Source organism: Fibrella aquatilis (assembly GCF_017353255.1).
GTDB lineage: Bacteria > Bacteroidota > Bacteroidia > Cytophagales > Spirosomataceae > Fibrella > Fibrella aquatilis.
Map to the genome: position 1 here is coordinate 514,399 of NZ_JAFMYU010000001.1, position 21,215 is coordinate 535,613.

18 protein-coding genes are annotated in these 21,215 nt (G+C 56.8%); 16 read left to right on the forward strand and 2 right to left on the reverse strand.

What is annotated here, in order from left to right:
- Window positions 1-18: 18 nt before the first annotated feature.
- The 16 genes from J2I48_RS02215 to J2I48_RS02290 all read left to right on the forward strand — a co-directional run bounded on the left by J2I48_RS02215 (window position 19) and on the right by J2I48_RS02290 (window position 16,510).
- Entirely contained in the window at window positions 19-1,260 is a 1,242-nt protein-coding gene (locus J2I48_RS02215) for an MFS transporter (protein WP_207333730.1), read from the forward strand.
- Entirely contained in the window at window positions 1,257-1,985 is a 729-nt protein-coding gene (locus J2I48_RS02220; protein ID WP_207333731.1) for an SDR family NAD(P)-dependent oxidoreductase, read from the forward strand. The genes J2I48_RS02215 and J2I48_RS02220 overlap by 4 nt, the downstream gene beginning before the upstream one ends.
- A gap of 147 nt (window positions 1,986-2,132) precedes the next feature.
- Complete coding sequence (locus J2I48_RS02225) at window positions 2,133-3,035, forward strand: helix-turn-helix domain-containing protein (RefSeq protein ID WP_207333732.1); 903 nt, start codon at window positions 2,133-2,135, stop codon at window positions 3,033-3,035.
- A 157-nt stretch (window positions 3,036-3,192) separates the two neighbouring features.
- Window positions 3,193-4,185, forward strand: coding sequence for a VOC family protein (locus J2I48_RS02230; protein ID WP_207333733.1), 993 nt, complete (start codon window positions 3,193-3,195; stop codon window positions 4,183-4,185).
- A 156-nt stretch (window positions 4,186-4,341) separates the two neighbouring features.
- Window positions 4,342-4,698 (forward strand): four helix bundle protein, encoded by a 357-nt coding sequence (locus J2I48_RS02235; protein ID WP_207333734.1) that lies wholly within the window; start codon window positions 4,342-4,344, stop codon window positions 4,696-4,698.
- A 142-nt stretch (window positions 4,699-4,840) separates the two neighbouring features.
- Window positions 4,841-5,953 carry an alpha/beta hydrolase family protein gene (locus tag J2I48_RS02240; RefSeq protein WP_207333735.1) on the forward strand — a complete coding sequence of 371 codons (1,113 nt, stop codon included), beginning with the start codon at window positions 4,841-4,843 and terminating at the stop codon, window positions 5,951-5,953.
- A 4-nt stretch (window positions 5,954-5,957) separates the two neighbouring features.
- A complete protein-coding gene (locus tag J2I48_RS02245) occupies window positions 5,958-8,273 on the forward strand; it encodes a glycoside hydrolase family 3 protein (RefSeq protein WP_207333736.1) in 2,316 nt (771 codons plus the stop codon).
- Window positions 8,274-8,422: 149 nt separating this feature from the next.
- Entirely contained in the window at window positions 8,423-9,736 is a 1,314-nt protein-coding gene (hisD, locus tag J2I48_RS02250; protein ID WP_207333737.1) for a histidinol dehydrogenase, read from the forward strand.
- Window positions 9,737-9,860: 124 nt separating this feature from the next.
- On the forward strand, window positions 9,861-10,838 hold the full coding sequence (locus J2I48_RS02255; protein ID WP_207333738.1) for a fumarylacetoacetate hydrolase family protein: 978 nt from the start codon (window positions 9,861-9,863) through the stop codon (window positions 10,836-10,838).
- A 40-nt stretch (window positions 10,839-10,878) separates the two neighbouring features.
- On the forward strand, window positions 10,879-12,006 hold the full coding sequence (locus J2I48_RS02260) for an FAD-dependent oxidoreductase (protein WP_207333739.1): 1,128 nt from the start codon (window positions 10,879-10,881) through the stop codon (window positions 12,004-12,006).
- A gap of 67 nt (window positions 12,007-12,073) precedes the next feature.
- Complete coding sequence (locus J2I48_RS02265; protein ID WP_207333740.1) at window positions 12,074-12,835, forward strand: cyclase family protein; 762 nt, start codon at window positions 12,074-12,076, stop codon at window positions 12,833-12,835.
- A gap of 28 nt (window positions 12,836-12,863) precedes the next feature.
- Window positions 12,864-13,754, forward strand: coding sequence for an alpha/beta hydrolase (locus J2I48_RS02270; RefSeq protein ID WP_207333741.1), 891 nt, complete (start codon window positions 12,864-12,866; stop codon window positions 13,752-13,754).
- A 147-nt stretch (window positions 13,755-13,901) separates the two neighbouring features.
- Window positions 13,902-14,345 carry a DUF3291 domain-containing protein gene (locus J2I48_RS02275; RefSeq protein ID WP_207333742.1) on the forward strand — a complete coding sequence of 148 codons (444 nt, stop codon included), beginning with the start codon at window positions 13,902-13,904 and terminating at the stop codon, window positions 14,343-14,345.
- Between the two features lie 73 nt (window positions 14,346-14,418).
- Window positions 14,419-14,838 (forward strand): tRNA (adenosine(37)-N6)-threonylcarbamoyltransferase complex ATPase subunit type 1 TsaE, encoded by a 420-nt coding sequence (tsaE, locus tag J2I48_RS02280; RefSeq protein ID WP_207333743.1) that lies wholly within the window; start codon window positions 14,419-14,421, stop codon window positions 14,836-14,838.
- A gap of 39 nt (window positions 14,839-14,877) precedes the next feature.
- Entirely contained in the window at window positions 14,878-16,089 is a 1,212-nt protein-coding gene (locus tag J2I48_RS02285) for an alanine dehydrogenase (protein WP_207333744.1), read from the forward strand.
- Between the two features lie 16 nt (window positions 16,090-16,105).
- The gene (locus J2I48_RS02290; RefSeq protein ID WP_207333745.1) at window positions 16,106-16,510 is read left to right on the forward strand and encodes a hypothetical protein; all 405 of its coding nucleotides are present in this window, start codon (window positions 16,106-16,108) and stop codon (window positions 16,508-16,510) included.
- A gap of 120 nt (window positions 16,511-16,630) precedes the next feature.
- Here J2I48_RS02290 and J2I48_RS02295 read toward each other — a convergent pair whose 3' ends face one another.
- Together J2I48_RS02295 and J2I48_RS02300 are read right to left on the reverse strand one after the other, a co-directional pair.
- Window positions 16,631-17,608 carry a type I phosphomannose isomerase catalytic subunit gene (locus J2I48_RS02295; RefSeq protein WP_207333746.1) on the reverse strand — a complete coding sequence of 326 codons (978 nt, stop codon included), beginning with the start codon at window positions 17,606-17,608 and terminating at the stop codon, window positions 16,631-16,633.
- 219 nt (window positions 17,609-17,827) lie between these two features.
- Window positions 17,828-21,028 carry a TonB-dependent receptor gene (locus J2I48_RS02300; protein ID WP_207333747.1) on the reverse strand — a complete coding sequence of 1,067 codons (3,201 nt, stop codon included), beginning with the start codon at window positions 21,026-21,028 and terminating at the stop codon, window positions 17,828-17,830.
- Window positions 21,029-21,215: the final 187 nt, after the last annotated feature.

Sequence of the window (21,215 nt, forward strand, 5' to 3'; positions counted from 1 at the left end):
TCACAAACACCCCTGACCATGAAGAAGCTATTTTCCTACGAAAACGCCCTGGTAGGGCTAATGGCCCTCACGTTTGGGTGCCTGTTTTTCGACCGGCTGGCCCTGAATTTTCTGATGCCCTACGTGGCCAAAGACCTCGCCCTGAGCAACACCCAAATCGGGTTGCTGGCGGGGGCGCTGTCGCTGGCCTGGGCAGTATCGAGCTATTTTTCGACGGCTTGGGCCGAGGCCAATGATCGTAAGAAAGTGGTTTTTATCGTGGCCGTTTTCCTTTTTTCCATCTGCTCGTTCGGGTCGGGGTTGGCCACGTCGTTTGTTACGTTGCTGCTGGCGCGTTTGCTAATGGGCTTTGCCGAAGGACCGGTGATTCCGTTGGCGCAGAATTTCGTGGAGCGTGAATCGTCGCCGAATCGGTTGGGGCTGAACGCGGGCATCTTACAGGCGTTTGGGTCGGCCTTGTTTGGGTCTATTCTGGCGCCGGTGGTGCTGGTGCAGATTGCCGGGAACGTGGGCTGGCGTAACGCCTTTTTTGTGGCCGGGGCACCGGGCCTGCTGTTTGGTTTGCTGGCCTGGCAGGTGATCAGAAAATCGACCGCCGCGAGCGCGGGTAAACGTGACCAGTCGGCCTTGAACGTGGGCGAACTGCTCGGCTATACCAACATCCGGTGGGGTGTTCTGACGGCCTGCTGCGTGTTTGGCTGGTGGTTTGCTACGCTACCGTTTATCACCAACTATTTCGTGACGGCGCAGGGCATGACCGCCGACCAAATGGGTAAAACAATGGGCCTGCTGGGCGTGTCGGGCCTATTATCGTCCATTATTGTGCCCGCCCTGTCAGACCGGATTGGCCGGAAGCCGGTGGTGCTGCTGTTTTGCGGGGTGGGTGCGCTGTATCCGTTGGCGGTTTATTTTCTGGCGGGGTCAGGTGTGCAACTACCCGCCATGTGCCTAACCTATTTCATGATGGGCCTGCTGCCCATCGTGGCCGCCGTGATTCCCTCCGAGTCGGTACCTGATTCGCTGAAAGCCAAAGCCCTCGGTTTCACAACGGCAGTTGGCGAAATCGTGGGTGGGGTCATGGTGCCCGCATTGGCGGGGGTGTTGTCCGACACCGTTGCGCCAGCTGCCTTCTTATGGGTATCGTCTACAATGGCCCTGCTGGGGTTGTTGTGTGCGAGCCAATTAGTGGAAACGGCCCCTGTGAAAACTGGGCATCTGGCATTGGCGGACCAACCCAATCCGACATCCGAAGTCGTATGATTGCGCTCGTAACGGGTGGGGCGGGCGGCATTGGGTCGGCCATTTGTCGGCAACTGGCTCAGGCCGGGGCCACGGTCATCATCACCTACAACAGCAACCCCCAAAAAGCCGGGGAACTGCTCCAGACGTTGCCGGGCGTGGGCCACGCTGTCTTCCACGCCCCCAACACCGACCCCGACCGGCTGGCCCTGCTGACCCAATTCCTGACCGACCATTACGGTAAACTCGACATCCTGGTCAACAACGCGGGTATCACCACGCCCGTACCCCACGACGACCTCGACGCCTTGACCGACGAGTGGATAGATCGTATCTTTCAAACCAACTGGCGTGGCGCCTTTGCCATGATCCGGGCGTGTAAGTTGTTGTTACTGAGTGGCGAAGGCGGGTTGGTGGTGAATATTTCGTCGGTGGCGGGGCAAACGGGCATTGGCAGCAACGTGGCCTATTGCGCCTCTAAAGCCGCCATGGATTCCATGACGCGCTCACTGGCGCGGGCGTTGGCACCAGCCGTTCGGGTGGTGTCGGTGTCGCCCGGCTGGGTGCTTGGCGACTACGCCCGGCAGTTCGATCCGGCGTATATTCAGGCCCAAACCGACCTGACACCCCTGGGTCGCCTGGCCACCCCCGACGACGTAGCCAATGCCGTACTAGCCCTTGCCACCACGCTCACCTTCACAACAGGCAGTATTATCCCCGTTGATGGAGGAAGAACATTGAAATGATTTCGGATTGGGGATTGTAAGGATTTACGATGTACGATGTACGAATTACGATTTTTGCTGACGCACGAATAAGCTAGGGCAAGCGTACTTGTGCGTCAGCAAAAATCGTAATTCGTACATCGTACATCGTAAATCCTTACAATCCCCATGGTTCGCACCCTACGTCCGTTTGAGCTGAACGACCACCACTTTCGGGATTCCGACTGGCAGGTGGAACGCACGGCGGTACATGACCTTTTCCATATTAACCGGATCGAGGCCATCCGCCCAAAGCTTCAGTTTCCCATTTTACCCCACCGCAAAACGCTGTTCGATTTCCTGTTGCTGACCAGGGGAAGCTCCAGGCGCAGCAAGGGCCTGACCGACTACGCCTTTGAAGCCAATACGCTCTTTTTCCTGCCCGCCTACCAAATATCGGCCCACGAGTGGATGAGCGACAACGCGCAGGGCTACTTCTGCCACTTCGACTGGGGCCTGATCGAGCAGCTCTTTCCCCACACGCCGCTGTTTGGCGAATGTGCCTTTCTACAGCCCGAAGGCAACCCGCTGGTGTCGGTCGATGCGGCCGCCATGCCCACGCTAACTTACCTGCTCAACCGGCTGGAACAGGAATATGCTCAACAGGACAACGTCGACTTGTCGATTATAGCGGTGTACCTGACCACGTTTTTTGTCGAACTCAAGCAGATGGCGCGCACCCCCGTTACCGCCCCCCGCAACGCGGCGCATCGTATTACCCAGGCCTATAAGCACGTCCTCTCACAGCACATTTACAAAAAACAGAACGTTACTGACTACGCCGAACTGCTATCTGTCACGCCCGACCACCTGAACAAATGTGTTCGGATGACCACGTCCAAGTCGGCGCAGGATCTGCTGCTGGAGATGCTGATGCTCGAGGCCAAAGTGCTGCTGGCACAAACTCAGCTATCTATCGGCGACATTGCCTACAAGCTAACCGAAAAGACCCCCAGCGATTTTAGCCGCCTGTTTAAAGCCAAGACCGGATTTACGCCCAGGCAGTACAAGCAATTGACGACCAGCATATAGATCCAACAAGCACCATAACCCCATACATAGCCGCATTGGTTGACTGACATCTGGACAATTGCCGGATTTTGCATAGTTTCTGCCGCCTATGGCCTACATCGACTACTAAGATGAGATTAGTTTTGTCTCATAAAATAGTCAAATAGTTGTACGTCCTATGGCCAAGAACCCGCACTACCTCTCGCAGCTTGCTCACCTGGAGATTTATTCGCCCGATGTCGAGAAATCCGTTCATTTCCTCCGCGACGTGGTGGGGCTTGACGAAACCGGACGTGACGGGCAGTCGGTGTATTTCCGCGCCTGGGGCGATTATTTTCACCACACCCTGAAGGTCACCCACCGCGCAACGGGTGGCCTGGGCCACCTGGGCTGGCGCGCCGACAGCCCCGAAGCGCTGGACGACTGCGTTACTTACCTGGAGTCGATTGGGGCTGGTTTAGGCTGGGTCGATGGTGATCTGGGCCACGGCCGCGCCTACCGGTTTCTCTCGCCCGACGGCCATACCCACGAGGTGTTCTGGGAGGTGGTCTGGCTCAACGAAACCGGCAGCCGGGGCAGCGTCTACGCCGACCGCTACGCCAGCAACCGCCGCCTGGGGGCCAACCCCCGCCGCTTCGACCACGTCACCTACATGGTGGCCAAGTTCCAGTATGGTAAAGAAAAGGCCTTCTGGCAGGGTATGGGCCTGAAAAACCCCGACGAAGTCCGCATCAGCGACGAGATACCGCCCGTAGGAGGCCTGTGGACCATTGGCAACCTGTCGCACGATATTGCCGTCTTCACCGACCCCAACCTGGAACCGGGCGAGGGAGTCTTCAACCACGTAGCCTGGAACTTCGACAGCCGCGAGGAGGTGCTGCTGGCTCTGGATTATTTCATCGAAAACGGCTACAAGAGTGTGATGGGCGCCCCCACCCGCCACAAAGCCGACGAGGGCTTTTTCATCTACATCATCGACCCCGGCAGCGGCATTCTCTTCGAGTTCTACGCCTGCGCCCGCCTGATTTTTGCCCCCGACCACGGCCCGGACCTGCACTACCTCAAAGACAACCCCAACGACGCCTGGGGCACGGCCAACCCCTTCGCCGAAATGGGCAAAGGCAAAAAACTAGGCCTGACCGATGGCGTGGTGAAACCGGTGGACATATAAGGATTTGGGATTTTGGCGGTCCGCCGCTGCGGTTGCGGATTTCGGATTGTTGCTGACCGCACCGGCGGACCGGCCAGAGCAAACCCATGCCGCACCGGCGGACCGGTCAGCCCAATCCGAAATCCGCAATCCCCAATCCGAAATTAAAATATCCCCATGACTCCCAAAGACCTACAGGATAGACTGAAACTATACGCGATTGATATTGTGCGTTTTGCGGAATATCTGCCTGAGTCACCAGGGTTCAGAACTGTACGTAATCAGATTGTTCGTTGTGGCCCATCGTCAGCAGCCAATTATCGGGCGGCTTGTCGCGGTAAATCACCCGCTGATTTTAAACACAAGTTAGAAATTGTGGAAGAGGAGCTGGATGAGACCATGTTTTGGCTTGAGTTCACAGTGGGTCTTGATGAAGCCAAACGGAGCAGCGTTGGTCCGCTTTGGAAAGAGGGTAACGAGTTGTTGTCAATTATTGTCGCGTCAATCACGGCGGCGAAACGAAAACTTAAATGATTTCGGATTGGGGATTTCGGATTGGGCTGACCGGTCCGCCGGTGCGGCATGGGTTTGCTCTGGCCGGTCCGCCGGTGCGGTCAGCAACAATCCGAAATCCGCAACCGCAGCGGCGGACCGCCCCAATCCCAAATCCTTCACTATGTGGCATTATTTTCCTGGGCAGTACATGCCCTCGTATCAGGTTAACCGGGCGTTGACGCAGGCGCACTATGGCGGTGGCGAATTTGCCGAATGCCTGGAAGTGGCGGGGCAGATTACGCCCGGCGACAACGAGAGTTTTCACCATGCCTGGGTCAACATGGGCAATAAGGTATTTGGTATTGGCGAGGCGGCCCTTGACAACGGCAACTTCGTTACGGCCCGGCGCTCGATGCTGCGGGCGTTCAACTACCTCCGCACGGCCGAGTTTTTTCTGAAGCCGAGCGACCCCCGCAAAATGCCGACCTACCTGAAAGCACGGGAGGCATTTCAGCAGGCTATCGAGCACTTCGAGCAAAAGCCCGTGCAGGTGCAGGTGCCCTTTGAAGGCAGTTTTTTGCCGGGCTACCTGTTTGCTCCAGCAGGGGTTCAACATCCTCCGCTGATGATTATGTTCGGTGGGCTGGACAGCCTTGCCGAAGAGCTTTACTTCGGCATCTCGCAGCACCTGAACGAACGGGGTATTGCGCTGCTGGCAATGGATGGTCCCGGACAGGGCTATGCCCTGCGCGTCAACCATATACTGACGCGCTACGATTTCAACGTGGCGGGAACGGCAGTCCTAGATTGGGCAATCGACAACCTGAGCGACCACGTCGACACGAGTCGCATTGGCATTGGAGCCGTGTCGATGGGGGGGTACATGGCGGCCCGGTGTGCTGCCTTCGAGCCTCGGTTTAAAGTGTGCATGGTGTTCGGAGCCGTGTGGAGCTACTACGACATCTGGAAAAACCGGCCCGACACCCACCCGCTGGCCGAAATCGTGCAGCATATTGTGGGGGCCGACAACATGGCCGATGCCCGCGAACGGCTCAAACAATTCGCACTGGATGACGTAGCTGACCAAATTTCAATGCCTACCTACATCCTCCACGGCGAAGACGACCGGCAGAATTTTGTGGAGAATGCCTATAAACTGGATGCTGCCCTCACCTGCGAACACGTGCTGGAAGTGGTCCCGAAAGAAGAAAGCGGCTCGGCCCACTGCCAGATCGACGACTTCACAAAGACGTTTAATATGTATGACTGGATTGCGAAGAAACTGTATGCCTAGCCCTATGAAAACAACCCTCCTGACCACGCTCACCTGCCTGGGCCTGCTGCCTGCGGTGGCGCAACAAAAATGGACCGAGACCACCGCAGGTACACACCGTATTGTTAAAAATCCGGGCGGACAAACGCTGGGTTACTCTGCCGAGTCGGGTATTAAACTGCTGACCATCAACGGGCTGGCGTTTAAAGACTTGAACCGGAATGGTACGCTCGATGCCTACGAAGACTGGCGGTTACCGGTGGATAAGCGGGCGGCTGACCTGGCCCGGAAACTGACCGTCGAGGAGATCGCCGGGCTGATGCTCTACTCGTCGCACCAGTCGATTCCGGCGCGGGCGGGGGGCTACTTTGCCGGTACGTATGGTGGCAAGCCTTTCAAGGAAGGCGAGATCGACCCCAGCGACCTGACCGATCAGCAGCAGAGATTCCTGAAAGAAGACAACCTGCGGCACGTGCTGCTGACGTCGGTGCAGACACCGGCTATTGCCGCGCAGTGGAACAACAAGCTCCAGGCCTACTGCGAGGGGGTGGGCAAGGGCATTCCGGCCAACAACAGCTCGGACCCACGCCACGGCACCGTGGCCCGCGCCGAGTACAACGCGGCGGCGGGCGGACGCATCTCCATGTGGCCGTCGTCGCTGGGTATGGCCGCCACGTTCAGCCCCGATCTGGTGGAGCAGTTTGGTCAGGTTGCCGCCGCCGAATACCGGGCGTTGGGCATCACCACGGCCCTCTCACCCCAGGTCGATATGGCCACTGAGCCACGCTGGGGCCGTTTTGAGGGTACTTTTGGCGAAAGCCCAACGCTGTCGGCGGCTATGGCGCGGGCCTACTGCAACGGCTTCCAGACGTCTATGAGCACCAATGAAGTGGCCGGGGGCTGGGGCTTCGGGTCGGTGAATGCGATGGTGAAACACTGGCCGGGTGGCGGCGCGGGCGAAGCCGGGCGCGATGCCCACTACGCCAACGGGAAATACGCCGTTTACCCCGGCAAGAATTTTGCGCAGCACATGATCCCGTTCAAGACCGGGGCCTTCAAACTAAACGGCAAAACGGGTATGGCGGCGGCCGTGATGCCGTACTATACCATTTCGTGGAACCAGGATACGAAAAACGGCGAGAACGTAGCCAACAACTACAACCGCTACATCATTGGCGATCTACTACGCAAACAGGCCGGTTACGATGGCGTGGTCTGCACCGACTGGAACGTCACGGGCGACCACAAAGTAATGGACTCGTTCGTAGACGGGAAATCGTGGGGTGTCGAAAAACTGTCGCTGGCCGAACGGCACTACAAAATTCTGATGGCGGGCGTAGATCAGTTTGGCGGTAACAACGACAAACTACCCGTGCTGGCGGCCTACCAGATGGGCGTAAAAGACCTCGGCGAAAAGGCCATGCGGACGCGGATGGAACAGTCTGCCGTGCGGCTGTTGCGGAATATATTCCGGGTGGGGCTGTTTGAAAACCCGTACCTCAACCCCACCGAAACAAGCCAGACCGTGGGCCGCACCGACTTCATGAAGGCGGGCTACGAGGCCCAGGTGAAGTCGGTGGTGATGCTGAAAAACAAGGCGAATGCGCTGCCCCTGGCGGCGGGTAAAACTGTTTACGTGCCCAAACGCTTTGTGGCTGCTAGTCGCAATTTCCTGGGTATGGAAACCCCCGCCAGCACCGACTACCCGGTGAACATAGACCTGGTGAAAAAGTATTTCCGCGTGACCGACAACCCCGCCGAAGCCGACGTGGCGCTGGTGTTTATCGAGAACCCAAAAAGCGGCATCGGCTACGACGCCGAAGACCTGAAAAAAGGCGGTAACGGCTACCTGCCCATCAGCCTGCAATATGCCGACTACACTGCCACCGACGCCCGCGAAACCAGCCTGGCCGGGGGCGACCCAATGGAGACGTTCACCAACCGGTCGTACAAAGGCAAGACCGTGAAAACGCGCAACATCACCGACGTGCAACTGGTGAAAGACACCCGCCAGCAGATGAACGGCAAGCCCGTGCTGGTGGTGATCAACGTATCTAACCCAATGGTGTTCAGTGAGTTTGAAGGTGATGCCAACGCGCTGCTGGTGAGTTTCAACGTGCAGGATCAGGCGGTGCTGGATATCCTGTCGGGTAAGGCAGAGCCGTCGGCGTTGCTGCCCATGCAGATGCCCGCCAGCATGAGCGGGGTGGAAAAACAGGCCGAAGACGTGCCGTTTGATGTACCCTGCTACCGCGATTCGGAAGGCCACACCTACGATTTTGGTTTCGGCATGAACTGGAAAGGAATCATCAGCGATAGGCGTGTGAAGCAATACCATTAATGGATTTCGGATTTTGGCGGTCCGCCGCTGCGGTTGCGGATTTTGGATTGGGCTGACGCAGGCGTACTCCGGCGTCAGCCCAATCCAAAATCCTGTTGCGTCAGCCCAATCCCCAATCCGAAATCCCAAATCCCCAATCCAAAATCCTTATGGTTCAGCAACTTAAAAAGGGCATTACCTATGCCGAATCGACCGGGGCCGACTTGCAGGTGCGGGCTACTGTGGAAGGCATGCTGGCCGACGTGGCCGCCCGGGGTGATGCCGCCGTGCGCGACTTCTCGGCCCGGCTCGATGGCTGGTCGCCATCGAGTTTCCGGCTGACGGCCGACGAAATCACCGACATCATTGCCACGCTGCCGCAGCAGGTGATCGACGATATTCATTTTGCCCAGACGCAGATTCGCAACTTCGCGCAGATTCAGCGCGAGGCCATCCGCGACGTGGAGGTCGAGACGCTGCCGGGCGTGATTCTGGGGCATAAAAATATTCCCGTCAACAGCGTGGGCTGCTACGTGCCGGGTGGTCGCTACCCCATGGTGGCCTCGGCGCACATGAGCGTACTCACGGCCAGGGTGGCGGGTGTCAGGCGCGTGATTGCCTGTACACCGCCCATCAAGGGCGAAATTCCGGCGGCTACCGTGGCAGCCATGCACTTTGCCGGTGCCGACGAAATTTATCTCCTGGGTGGCGTGCAGGCCGTGGCCATGATGGCCCTCGGCACCGAAACCGTACAAGGGGTAGATATGCTGGTGGGGCCAGGCAACGCCTATGTGGCCGAAGCCAAACGGCAGCTCTACGGCAAAGTGGGCATCGACCTGTTTGCCGGACCAACCGAAACCCTCATCATTGCCGACGATACCACCGACGCCGAAACCTGCGCCACCGACCTGCTTGGCCAGGCCGAACACGGGCCAACGTCACCCGCTATCTTGTTGACAACCAGCGCATTGATTGCCCATGGCATTCAGACCGAAATTGATCGGCAGTTGCAAACGCTGCCCACCGCCGACGTGGCGGGCGTAGCCTGGCGCGACTATGGGCAGGTGATTCTGGTCGATACGGTAGACGAACTGATCTCGGAAGCCGACCGGATTGCCTCGGAACACGTGCAGGTGATGACCGACAACCCGCGCCTGTTTCTGGACCGCATGACCAACTACGGCGGCCTGTTTCTGGGCGACAAAACCAACGTGGCCTACGGCGACAAAGTAATTGGCACCAACCACACGCTGCCTACCCGCGAAGCAGCCCGCTATACGGGTGGCCTCTGGGTGGGTAAGTTCCTGAAAACCTGCACCTATCAGGAAATCCGCACCCCCGAAGCCAGCGCCCTCATCGGTGAGTACTGCTCGCGTCTCTGCGCCATTGAAAACTTCGCCGCACACCAGGCCCAGGCCGACTTGCGGGTGAAACGATATAAGAAGAATTTGGGATTGGGGATTTCGGATTGCGGATTGGGCTGACGCAACAGGATTGCGGATTGGGGATTTCGGATTTCGGATTGGGCTGACGCAGGCGTACTCCGGCGTCAGCCCAATCCGCAATCCGAAATCCCCAATCCGCAATCCCCAATCCCAAATCATTTCCATGAAGCTCGTCACTTTCCAAAATCCTGATGGCCTGGCCCGTGCTGGCTGGCTGACCAATACCGAGGATGCATCGCCGGGCGTGGTCGATATGCACCTTGTTAGCGGCGGGGCACTGCCCGTCGATATGCTGTCGTTTATTGATGGCTATGAAACGTATTCGGCTCTTATTCAGCAGAATAGCTGGCAAAGTGCTGCTGCTACGCACCTGCTTGATGCGGTGAAGCTGCTGGCTCCGCTGCCCAACCCGCGCAGTTTTCGCGACTATATTGGCTTCGAGATGCACATGCTCAATGCTTCGCGCTCGTTTGGGCATACCATTGGCGCGGCCTGGTACGAGATGCCCATTTTCTACTTCACCAACCATCAGGCGATCTACGGCCCCGACGATGACATTAAGCGTCCGGTCACCGAAACCCGTATGGATATTGAACTGGAAATGGCCTGCGTGATTGGGAAAAAAGGCAGCGACATTCCGGTGGGGGAGGCCCATTCCTACATCTTCGGCTACACCATATTCAACGACTGGACGGCGCGGGCCATTCAGAAACGCGAAATGGAAGTGCCACTGGGGCCGCACAAAGGCAAAGATTTCGCCAACGCCATTGGTCCCTGCATCGTCACCGCCGACGAGATGGAAGCCTACCGCTGCACCATTACTGAAGCCGACTTTGCCGCCCCGCTGCGCTTTCCTCATGGCCCTACCGACCGGTTTGACCTGACCATGCAAAGCCGCATCAACGGTGTGACGATCTGCGAGGGCAACTACAAAACGGCCTTCTACAATTTCGAGCAGATGCTGGCGCGGGCTTCGGAAAACGGCGTGACGCTCATGCCCGGCGACATGCTGGGGTCGGGCACGGTGGGTTGGGGCAGCCTGATCGAAAACGCCTTTTCGGTACACCGCCCCCTGGAGCCGGGCGACGTGGTCGAGCTGGAGATCGAGGGCATTGGCATCTTACGAAACCAGGTTGTATGATCAACCAACTACTAAACCCTTTTTCTTAAACGAGCTAAATATGAAAAAAGCACTCATCGTGGGTGGGGGCATCGGTGGCCTGTCGGCCGGGGTAGCCCTGCGCATGGCTGGTCTCGAGGTGGACCTGGTCGAGCTAAACCAGGAATACAACGTCTACGGCGTGGGCATCATCCAGCCCTCCAACGCCCTGCGCGCACTCGACACCCTGGGTCTGGCCGACGAATGTATCCGGCAGGGGTCGCCCTACCACCACTTCAACATGGGCCTGGCCGACGGCACGCCCATCGGCATATCGGGGACGCCCGGACTGGGCCACCTGCCCGCCCACAACGGCATCTCGCGCCGGGTGCTGCACGAGGTGATCTTCGAAGGTGCCCAAAAAGCCGGGGTAAACCTGCGCATGGGCCTGACCGTGACTGCCTTTGACGAAACAGACGAGGGCGTAAGCGTCACGTTTACAGACGGTTCCACCAACACCTATGACCTGGTGGTGGGGGCCGACGGCATCAACTCCAGGGTGCGCCAGTTGCTCTTCGGCGATGTCTACAAACCCCGCTACACGGGTCAGTCGGTCTGGCGCTACGCCTTCGACCGGATTGCCGAGCTGGACAATGCGCTGATGTATTTTGGCCGAAAAACCAAAGTGGGCCTGGTGCCCATGACCCACGACCGGATGTATATGTTCTGCGTAACGGCCGAGGGTGACGACTTCTTTATCCCCGAAGAACAGCTGGTACCGCGCCTGAAAGCCCATCTGTCCGAGTACCCCGCCCCGGTCATTGCCAACCTCATCGACCAGATCACCGACCCCAAACTGGTGATCTGTCGCCCGCTGGAGACCATTCTGGTGCCCAAGCCCTGGCATAAAGGCCGGGTGCTGCTCATCGGCGATGCCGTGCATGGCACCATTCCGCAGTTGGGGCAGGGGGCCTCGCTGGCCATTGAAGATGCGGTAGTGCTGGGTGAACTACTGGGCAAGCACGATGACCTGGAAACGGTCTTCGCCCAGTTTATGGCCCGCCGTTTCGACCGCTGTAAACTGGTGGTCGACGTATCGGCGCAGATTGGCGAGTGGGAACAACTCGACTGGCAGGGCAAATTGCCCGAAGGTGTCAACATTGGCCGCACCATGGGCCAAACACTAGGGGCTATGGCAGCGCCTATTTGATTTGGGATTGCAGATTTGGGATTGCGGATTTCTAACTCCGCGAAGCCAATCCAAAATACATAAGAACATGAAACTGATTGACTTATCTGTTACGATCTCCGACGAGATCAAGGAGCCGCTACCTACCCGGATCGACTACGAAGACCACAAGGAGGGTGCGAAAAAAATGGGATCAAAACTGTTTGGCAATGCCCCCGCCGACGTGTTTCTGGAAGGCAACGGCCCGGCTGGCGAGTTCCTGTCTGTGACCAGCCACGCCGGCACCCACGTTGATGCCCCCTGGCATTACTTCCCCACCTGCGAGGGCAAACCGTCACGCACCATTGACGAGTTGCCGCTCGACTGGTTTTTCCACGATGGGGTCGTGCTCGATTTCACCGACAAACCCGACGGCTACTGCTTCAGCACCGCCGACGTGCAGGAGAAACTGGCGGCCATCAACTACACCCTCAAGCCGTTCGACATTGTGCTGATTCGCTGCGACGCCGACAAGCGCCTGCATGACGACGACTTCGTGAAAATTCACGTTGGTGCCTCTGCCGAAGCCACGCACTGGCTCATAGATCAGGGAATCAGGGTGATGGGAACCGACGGCTGGGGCTGGGACATTCCGCTGCACCTTCAGGCCGAAGACTATTTCAGCAACCCGCGTCCGGGCGTGATCTGGGCGGCGCACTACGTGGGTCGGGAGAAAGAATATTGCCAGATCGAAAAAATGGCCAACCTGGATCAGCTGCCACCGTTTGGGTTTAAGGTGAGCTGCTTTCCGGCCAAAATCAAAGGCGGCAGCGCGGGCTGGACACGGGCCGTCGCCATTATCGAAGATTAACCATGCCCCAAAAAAATATCGCTTCTTTATGCGTAAGCGCTTGTTTATCAGTATATTGATTACCCTGTTAGCTAATGCAACCGCACAGGCTCAGCGCGTGATTTCGCTGTATGAAGGCAAAGCTCCGGGTTCCGAAAGCTGGACGTGGTCAGAGGCGGAGAACACCAAAAACGTGTTCAACACCCGGGTAGTCTATAACGTAGCTACCCCAACGCTGACTGTCTATCTGCCCAACCCGGCAAAAGCTACAGGCACGGCCATAGTGGTGGCTCCGGGAGGGGCTTTTCATACGCTCTCGATTGATTCAGAAGGCACAGACGTAGCAAGATGGCTAAATGACAGAGGCGTAGCGGCGTTTGTACTCAAATACCGCGTGGTGCGGAGCCTGACGAGCGACCCCGTTGCCGAGCTGATGGCGAAGATGCAGGACTTCAACAAGCTTGATGAGGAAAACGCCCCCGTTATACCCCTGGCCATTGCCGACGGCAAGCAGGCCGTTGCCTACGTGCGCAGCCATGCCGCCGAGTTTGGCCTCCGTACCGACCGGATTGGGCTAATGGGATTTTCGGCGGGTGGCACCGTCACCATGGGCGTAGGCTTTGACTATACCTCCGCCAATCGCCCTGACTTTCTGGCTCCTATCTACCCCTACTTAGGCACGGGAGCCATTGCCAGGCAGGCAGTTCCAGCCGATGCGCCCCCCCTGTTTGTGTGCGCCGCCTCCGACGATCAGCTCAAGCTGGCCCCGCACAGCACCAAACTCTATACCGACTGGATTGCCGCCAACAAATCAGCCGAACTGCATATCTACCTCAAAGGGGGACACGGATTTGGTATGCGTAAACAGAATCTGCCCACCGATTCCTGGATTGACCGTTTCGGCGACTGGCTAGCCTTGAATGGCTACCTTAAAAAATGAGTCTTTAGTCTACTGTTTTCTGTTTACGGTCTTTAGTTGCGACAATTCGCACCGGGCCAAGACCACACCCTGCCTATATTGTGATGTCTTTACCTGGTGCGAATTGTCGCAACTAAAGACCATAAACAGAAAACAGTAGACTGAAAAATGCCCCACCTCGCCCAAATCAACATTGGCCGTTTGCTGGCTCCGATTGACGACCCGCAGATTGCCGATTTCAAAAACAACCTCGATGCCATCAACGACCTGGCCGAAGGCAGCGTCGGCTTTGTCTGGCGGCTTAAAGGCGACAATAATAACGCGACCGACTTTCATCCCTTCGGCGATGAACTCGACATTGTGAATATGTCGGTTTGGGAGAGCGTCGATACGCTCAAAGCGTTTGCCTTCCAGTCGGAACATGTAGCTTTCATGAAGCGGCGACGCGAGTGGTTTATCAAATACCCCACCGCCTACATGGCACTTTGGTGGATACCCGTCGGCCACATCCCCACCGTCGAGGAGGCGCAGGAACGCCTCCGTTCGCTGGACGATCATGGCCCCACATCCTTCGCCTTTACGTTCGGGCAGTTGTTCAGTCCTACCCTGTAACGCATGTTTCAGGGTAGAATGGCCTTTTGGTGCCGTAATGGCTATCTTTGCACCTTCATCAACGTGCAGAATCATGACGGCTACATTTACCGAGTTGACCGAAGTTGACGCTGTGGTGCAGCAGCTCATTGCCGAAGCCGGGCCGGAACATGTCTGGCTGTTTGAAGGCGAGATGGGCGTAGGCAAAACGACCCTGATCAAAGCTATTTGTCGGGCGCTGGGCGTGGTGAGTGTGGTGCAAAGCCCCACCTTTGGGCTGGTAAACGAATACACTACCCAAACCGGCGAGTCGGTGTATCATTTCGACTGCTACCGGCTGCGCAATGAAGCCGAAGCCCTGGATATTGGCTTGGACGAATACCTCGATTCGGGGCAGTATTGCCTTATAGAGTGGCCCGAACGCATTGCCAGCCTGTGGCCCGCCTCCTATTACCTCATTGACTTAACGGTTGATCAGGACGGAACCAGAACCGTAAAAACAGTGCTCAGTTAGCACCCAACCCCGACAAACACCCTCTACTCCATCAGGCCTGTGACAGGATTTGAAGAACTAGCGAAACAGACAGCGCTCTACCCAAAAGAATTGTCGGCGGCGGTTAAGTCCACGCAAAGCAGCCTGCTCATTGGGTTGCCTAAAGAAGTGTCGTTGCAAGAAAACCGCATTGCGCTCACGCCCGAAGCCGTGGCCATTCTGGTGCGCAACGGCCACGAGGTGCGGGTAGAAACCGGTGCCGGTGTGGGTGCCAAATTCAGCGACAGCGACTACAGCGAAGCCGGGGCACACATTGTGTATTCGCCTAAAGAAGTCTACGAAGCCAACCTGATTCTGAAAATAGAGCCGCTGGTCGACGAGGAGTTTAACCACCTCAAGCAGGGCACCACGCTCATTTCGGCCCTGAACCTGCCCGCCCACGAGCGGTCTTATTTTGAAAAATTGAACGACCGCAACGTTACCGGCATCGCCTACGAGCTGATCGAAGACAAAGCCGAGGGCCTGCCTGTGATTCGGTCCATGAGCGAGATGGCAGGTAGTATTGTGCTGCTCATTGCGGGCGAATACCTCAGCAGCGCCAACGGCCGGGGCATCATTCTGGGCGGCATTACGGGCGTGCCCCCCACCAAAGTGGTTATCATTGGCGCGGGCACCGTGGCTGAATTTGCCACCCGCGCCGCCCTCGGACTGGGTGCCGACATCAAGATTTTCGACAAAGACCTCTATAAACTACAGCGCTTCAAATACGCCATCGGCACGTCGGTCTATACCTCTATCTTGGATTCAGACACGCTCTCGGAGGCCATTGAACGCGCTGACGTGGTCATTGGCGCCCTCCGGGGCGACGATGGCCGCAGCCCCGTGGTGGTAACCGACACCATGGTGAGCCGCATGAAACCCCACTCGGTCATCATCGACGTGGCCATTGATCAGGGTGGCAACTTCGAGACCTCGCGGATGACTTCGCACAAGCACCCTGTCTTCCGCGTGCATGACGTGATCCACTTCTGCGTGCCCAACATTGCGGCGCGGGTGCCCCACACGGCAAGCATGGCGCTGAGCAATATTTTCCTGCCGTTTTTGCTGCAAACCGGCACCATTGGCGGCATTGAGGCCATGCTTTATGCAAACCGCTGGTTTATGAAGGGCGTTTATTGCCACAAAGGCACCCTCACCAACCTCCACATTGCCCGCACCTTCAACATGCGTTACAAAGACCTGGCCCTGATCCTGGGTGCGGGGAGGTTTTAAAACAGTAAACTCCCTTATGATAAACCATAGCAACGAAAACGTCCTGATGGACGATGCGAATTCGCCCGATCTGAACCGGAAACTGATGGGCATTGTGTCGGCGGATTTTGTGAAGGTGGCCGATTCGCTGAAGGAGGCTTCCTACCAGATTCGCAAGCGCGGCTTCTCAGATTATCCCGTTTTTGTGGCCTCCAATACCGACGTGGCCGTGGGGCAACTGCTATTTAGCAAGGGCAACATGGACAATGCACTAACCTACAAGGCCACCTACGTCGATGAGTTTATCGAGCGCCAACTCATTGCCCCTGAGTCTGTTGAGCTATGGCGCGAGAACTACAAAAACGCCGATGAGTACTGCTGCCTCTTCGTGGTCCTCGCTGAATTCACGGGCTTTGTGTACATTCCGTATCCGGAAGATTAAGAGCAGAGAGCAGAGAGCTAAGAGATAAGAGGCAAGAAACAAGAAGGGCCTCGCCAAAGGACACAGTTGCCTATAGCGAAGCCCTTCTTGTTTCTTGGCTCTTATCTCTTGGCTCTCTCCTTAAGGTACATACGACTCCAGCACGGTCATGGTCCCTTCCGGGATGAGCGTGACGGAGGGGATGGAGGCGGGGATAAGGGCACATTCACCCATTTTTAGGGTAAAGGAATAGCCACCGGCTGTTTGGGCCGTGAGAGCACCTTCCACGCAGACGAGGATCACGAAGGAGTCCAAGTGCGTGTAATCGTGCATCACTTCCTGGTCGAAGTGGAGCACGTTGGTCACAAAATAGTCGCTCGTAACGGCGTTAACGCTTTCGTCTAACTTTCTATCGTACTGCGTTTTATAGTCGCCGTAGTAGTGGTAATCGATGGCATCAACGGCTTGCTCGGTATGCAGCTCGCGGGTTTGGCCTTTATCGTCTTTCCGGTCGAAATCGTAGATGCGGTACGTGATGTCTGACGTTTGCTGGATCTCGGCCAGGAGCAGCCCTTTCCCGATGTAATGCACCCGGCCGGCGGGCAGAAAAAACACGTCGCCGGGATGGGCTTCCTCAATGTTCAGGATGTCGGTGATGGTGTTGTCGGCAACGGCTTTGACATATTCGTCTTTGGTCACCTCGCGGTTGAAACCGGCGTTGAGTTTTGCCCCCGCGTCGGCCTGCATGATGTACCACATCTCGGTTTTGCCGAATGAGTTGTGCCGTTTTTTGGCCAGTTCGTCATTGGGGTGTACCTGAATACTGAGGTCGTCGTTGGCGTCGATGAACTTCACCAGCAATGGAAATTCATTGCCGTACTTCTCGTAGACGTGTTTTCCCACCAACTGCTCTTTGTATTTCTCCAGCACGGCCTGAAGGGTCTCCCCTACCAGCGCGCCTTCTTTCACCACCGAAATATTGCCCGGCACCCCCGACACTTCCCAGGTCTCGCCGCAGTTGGGCAAGGGCGAGAAATCCTTACCCAGAATAGATTGAATCTTGTGGCCGCCCCAGATTTTGTCTTTGAAAATAGGCGTGAACGTAAGCGGATATAGCATAGATAACAGGTTGCGTGATTGTCTTTTCTGATGAAGATTTTTTTGGGACAGGATTAGCAGGATTTCAGGATTGACAGGATTTTTCTTTGCTCTACAGCAGATAGTTAGAGTAAAAAGGAAATCCTGTAAATCCTGAAATCCTGCTAATCCTGTCCCAAAAAAATTCCTGTCTTACAGAACAACCGGCAAGTTAGGCGAGATGTTGCTTCCTCGCCAACATCAGAATCCAATGCGGGCACCTACCTGTAGCTGAAACGGATCACCCGACGGCGTAACCACCCCGGCCGTATTGACACGGTACACAAACCGCTGGTTAGCTTTGTCGAAACCGGGCACTATCGGCGTTGTAGCCGTAGCGGGAATACCCAGCGTGTACAGCGCCTGGGTATTCAGCGTCTGGAACGTGCCGCTGTTCCGGTCGAACAGGTTGGCCAGGTTGAAAATATCAACCGACAAATCGAGGAAGCTGGTATTGAATAGCCGGAACCGTTTGCTGGCCCGCACGTCGATGATACCGTAAAAGCCGTTGATACCGCCATTGCGTTCGGCAATCTTGCCCGAATAGGCGTTGATGTAGTCTTTGATGCTCTGGCTGGCGTTGGGGTTGTCGAGGATGGCCTGCAAGCCCGATTTCACGTTGGCGGGCACGCCTTCGCCATTCCTATCGAATACATAGGCGAGATCGTTGGTCGCCACAAAATCAGCGTTGGTATTGGCACCCGACAGCAGTGAATAACGCGTACCACCAATGCCCGAATACCGTACGCCTACCGTAACTCCGTAGAACGACGGGGCCGTACCGTAGATCACCACTTTGCTGCGAAACTGATTATCAGAGTAGGTCAGGTTGCTCAGGTTGCGTGGGTCGTCTTTCACGGGCAGCACCAGGGTAGCCGTGTTGGCCACGTTGCCGTTGTACGACGTGTTGTCTTTGGTGTCGTTCCAGGTATAGCTGGCAGTGATTTCGCCGTCGCGGAAATACTGGTAGGTAGCATCGGCCACCACGGCAAACTGGTTCACCATGCCTTGACTGGTCAACTCAAGGACCCGACCCAGTTTGGGGCTGATTCGGCCCTGTAGCCAGTCGCCGGCACCATTGGTGGGCATACTGGTTAGGGGCACATACACACCCCGGTTGTCTTCATTAGCCAGGCGGAAGAAAGGATCGGCGGCCATGTTACGGTCTACATAGACATAGTTGTGTCGGGCCAGCGAGGCGTAACCGGCAATTCCCACGCGCAGCTTGTCGGTGAGATAGCGGCTATACGACAGGTTGGCTTTATACAGCACCGGCACCTGCGCATCGGCCCCGGTCATGTTGATGGTAGGTAGTTGAAACTGGGCCAGCGACGGAATGCTAGCGTAGTTGTTCCGATAGGCAGCAAAATTAGGCGTGGGTACGTTCGCTCCCCGCACATCGACGGTGGCGAGGTGCTTGCCGTCGAAGGTCAGGTTGTTGATAATGGCGTAGTTGTTGAGATCTGAGGCAAAAATGCCCGCCCCAAACCGGACGTAATGGGTGTGTTTTTCGCCAATGTCCCAGGTAAACTGGAGCCGGGGTTGCGCCACAAACGATTTCAGTTCATTGTCGGTCCGCAGTTTAAGCTCGTCATAAACCAGTTGGTTAAACTGGGCTTTGGGGTAATGGGCGTAGTCGAACCGCAGCCCGGCGGTCATTTCCAGGCCGGGGGTCAGTTTGGTCGTTAGCTGCCCGTAGATACCCGCGTTGATGGTGCTGCCCGTAACGGTAGGGTCGGCCATGAGGGGTACTTCCCGGTAGTAACGGTAGGGCTGGAGCTTCTCGAATTTATCAAGTGCGGTTAGTCCGGCGGCGGCATCGACGGTGTAGTGAAACCGGCCGTTTACCTCGCTGCCGTAGAGCGATTCGGCGTGGGTGTATTGCAGATCGACGCCAAACGTGTACTGAATTTTGTCGGTATTATAATACAGGTTATCAACCAGTTGCACTACATTGTTGGTAAAGCCTTCCTGCGCAAACCGGTGCCCGCCCATCTGAATATTCGTCGATCGGCTCACCCCGTCGATGGTTGAGGCAATATTTTCAACGATGTTCCGGGGAATGTTGGCTTCGGGAAGCTGGCCGCCGGGGCTGCTTTTCTGGTAGGTATACAGGTGCTGTAGTTTCAGCTCATTCGTAATCCGCGGGCTGATGGTGCTGCGCAACGTAGCCAGCAGGCTGTTGTCGACGTTGTAATCATTGCCGTACGACTCAAAAATGTTGATCGTCGTATTGTCGGCGAGGCCCAGCGGGTTGCGGTCGTTGGTGTAGTTGTCGCGGACGGTGAGCAGGTTGTTGGCGTTGATCTGCCAGTCGATCCGGGCAAAGGCGGCATCGGACGCCCGCACTTTGTTGAACGACCCATACTGTGGCGAATCGGCAGTGCCGTATTTGCTGCGGGCAATACTCACGAAACGGTCGAGGGTGGCGCGGGTCACGTTCAGGCGGGTCTCGTCGAGGGGGGTCTGCACGTCGGCGATGAGCAGCGGACGCGAATCCTGCTGGTGATCCCAGACTACAAAAAAGTGCAACTTGTCTTTAATAATCGGCCCACTGAGCGAGAAGCCGAACTGGTTGGTGGAAAACGGGGCCACGCGCTTGTTGCCCCGAATGTCGAAGGAACTCGACAGCCAGTTGGCCCGCGTGTAATTGAAAATGCTGCCACTCAGGCGGTTGGTACCCGCTTTGGTCACGGCGCTCACCAGCCCACCCCCCGTACGTCCGTAAATCACGTCATACTGGTTGGTAACGACCTTAAACTCACGCACGGCCTCAATAGAAATAGAATAGGGTGCCCCGCTCCGCGAGGTAGTCGACCCCGCCGACGTCGGGTTTTTGGCCGTCATGCCGTCGATGGTGTAGTTGGTCGATGACCCCAACTGCCCCGAAATACTCCCCCCGCGACTCAGGGGCGAGAGGTCAATGAGGGTGGTGAAGTTGCGGCCATTAACGGGCAGGGCGGCAATGGATTTGGCCGAAATAGCCGTGGCCGCGCCGATGTTGTCGATCTTGTTTTTCAGGCCCGACGCCACCACCTGCACCACGTCGAGGGTTTGGCCGTCGTCCTGCATGGTCAGGCTCACCCGTACGGCATCGCCCTGGTTGAGCATGTAGCCCTTGCGGCTTTGTTCGCCGTAGCCCACGTAGGTTACCCGAACGGTGTAGGGGCCACCCAATGGCAGTTCCTTGAAGGTGTATTCGCCCTCGGCGTTGGTGATGGTGCCCGTTGAAAAGCCCGTCGATTCGTTGCGAACCTGCACGGTAGCCCCCGGCAGCGGCGCTTTTTGTTTTTCGGTGATGACCCCAAAAATGGAGGCCTGCGTAGTCTGCGCGGCCGTTTTACCCGCAAAAAAACAAACAAGGAGGATGATAACCGAGGGAAGCAGTAATCGTTTGTTCATGAAAGACAACGTGAGTTTTGTGGGTGCAAAGGGATTAAAAACGGGTGAAACACCTGTTAAGCCAGCGTTACCATTCTGCAATGTTTGTGCGGTGGCGGCTTCGCGCTCTAGGCTACGCGCCGCAGGCCCTTCGACAGGCTCAGGGTGACAGGCCACTAGAACAATCTTCTTAAGTTGATTCAAGGTC

Coding starts and splice junctions, on each gene's coding strand:
- J2I48_RS02215 (WP_207333730.1), top strand. CDS start 19: ATGAAGAAGCTATTTTCCTACGAAAACGCCCTGGTAGGGCTAATGGCC.
- J2I48_RS02220 (WP_207333731.1), top strand. CDS start 1,257: ATGATTGCGCTCGTAACGGGTGGGGCGGGCGGCATTGGGTCGGCCATT.
- J2I48_RS02225 (WP_207333732.1), top strand. CDS start 2,133: ATGGTTCGCACCCTACGTCCGTTTGAGCTGAACGACCACCACTTTCGG.
- J2I48_RS02230 (WP_207333733.1), top strand. CDS start 3,193: ATGGCCAAGAACCCGCACTACCTCTCGCAGCTTGCTCACCTGGAGATT.
- J2I48_RS02235 (WP_207333734.1), top strand. CDS start 4,342: ATGACTCCCAAAGACCTACAGGATAGACTGAAACTATACGCGATTGAT.
- J2I48_RS02240 (WP_207333735.1), top strand. CDS start 4,841: ATGTGGCATTATTTTCCTGGGCAGTACATGCCCTCGTATCAGGTTAAC.
- J2I48_RS02245 (WP_207333736.1), top strand. CDS start 5,958: ATGAAAACAACCCTCCTGACCACGCTCACCTGCCTGGGCCTGCTGCCT.
- hisD (WP_207333737.1), top strand. CDS start 8,423: ATGGTTCAGCAACTTAAAAAGGGCATTACCTATGCCGAATCGACCGGG.
- J2I48_RS02255 (WP_207333738.1), top strand. CDS start 9,861: ATGAAGCTCGTCACTTTCCAAAATCCTGATGGCCTGGCCCGTGCTGGC.
- J2I48_RS02260 (WP_207333739.1), top strand. CDS start 10,879: ATGAAAAAAGCACTCATCGTGGGTGGGGGCATCGGTGGCCTGTCGGCC.
- J2I48_RS02265 (WP_207333740.1), top strand. CDS start 12,074: ATGAAACTGATTGACTTATCTGTTACGATCTCCGACGAGATCAAGGAG.
- J2I48_RS02270 (WP_207333741.1), top strand. CDS start 12,864: ATGCGTAAGCGCTTGTTTATCAGTATATTGATTACCCTGTTAGCTAAT.
- J2I48_RS02275 (WP_207333742.1), top strand. CDS start 13,902: ATGCCCCACCTCGCCCAAATCAACATTGGCCGTTTGCTGGCTCCGATT.
- tsaE (WP_207333743.1), top strand. CDS start 14,419: ATGACGGCTACATTTACCGAGTTGACCGAAGTTGACGCTGTGGTGCAG.
- J2I48_RS02290 (WP_207333745.1), top strand. CDS start 16,106: ATGATAAACCATAGCAACGAAAACGTCCTGATGGACGATGCGAATTCG.
- J2I48_RS02295 (WP_207333746.1), bottom strand. CDS start 17,608: ATGCTATATCCGCTTACGTTCACGCCTATTTTCAAAGACAAAATCTGG.
- J2I48_RS02300 (WP_207333747.1), bottom strand. CDS start 21,028: ATGAACAAACGATTACTGCTTCCCTCGGTTATCATCCTCCTTGTTTGT.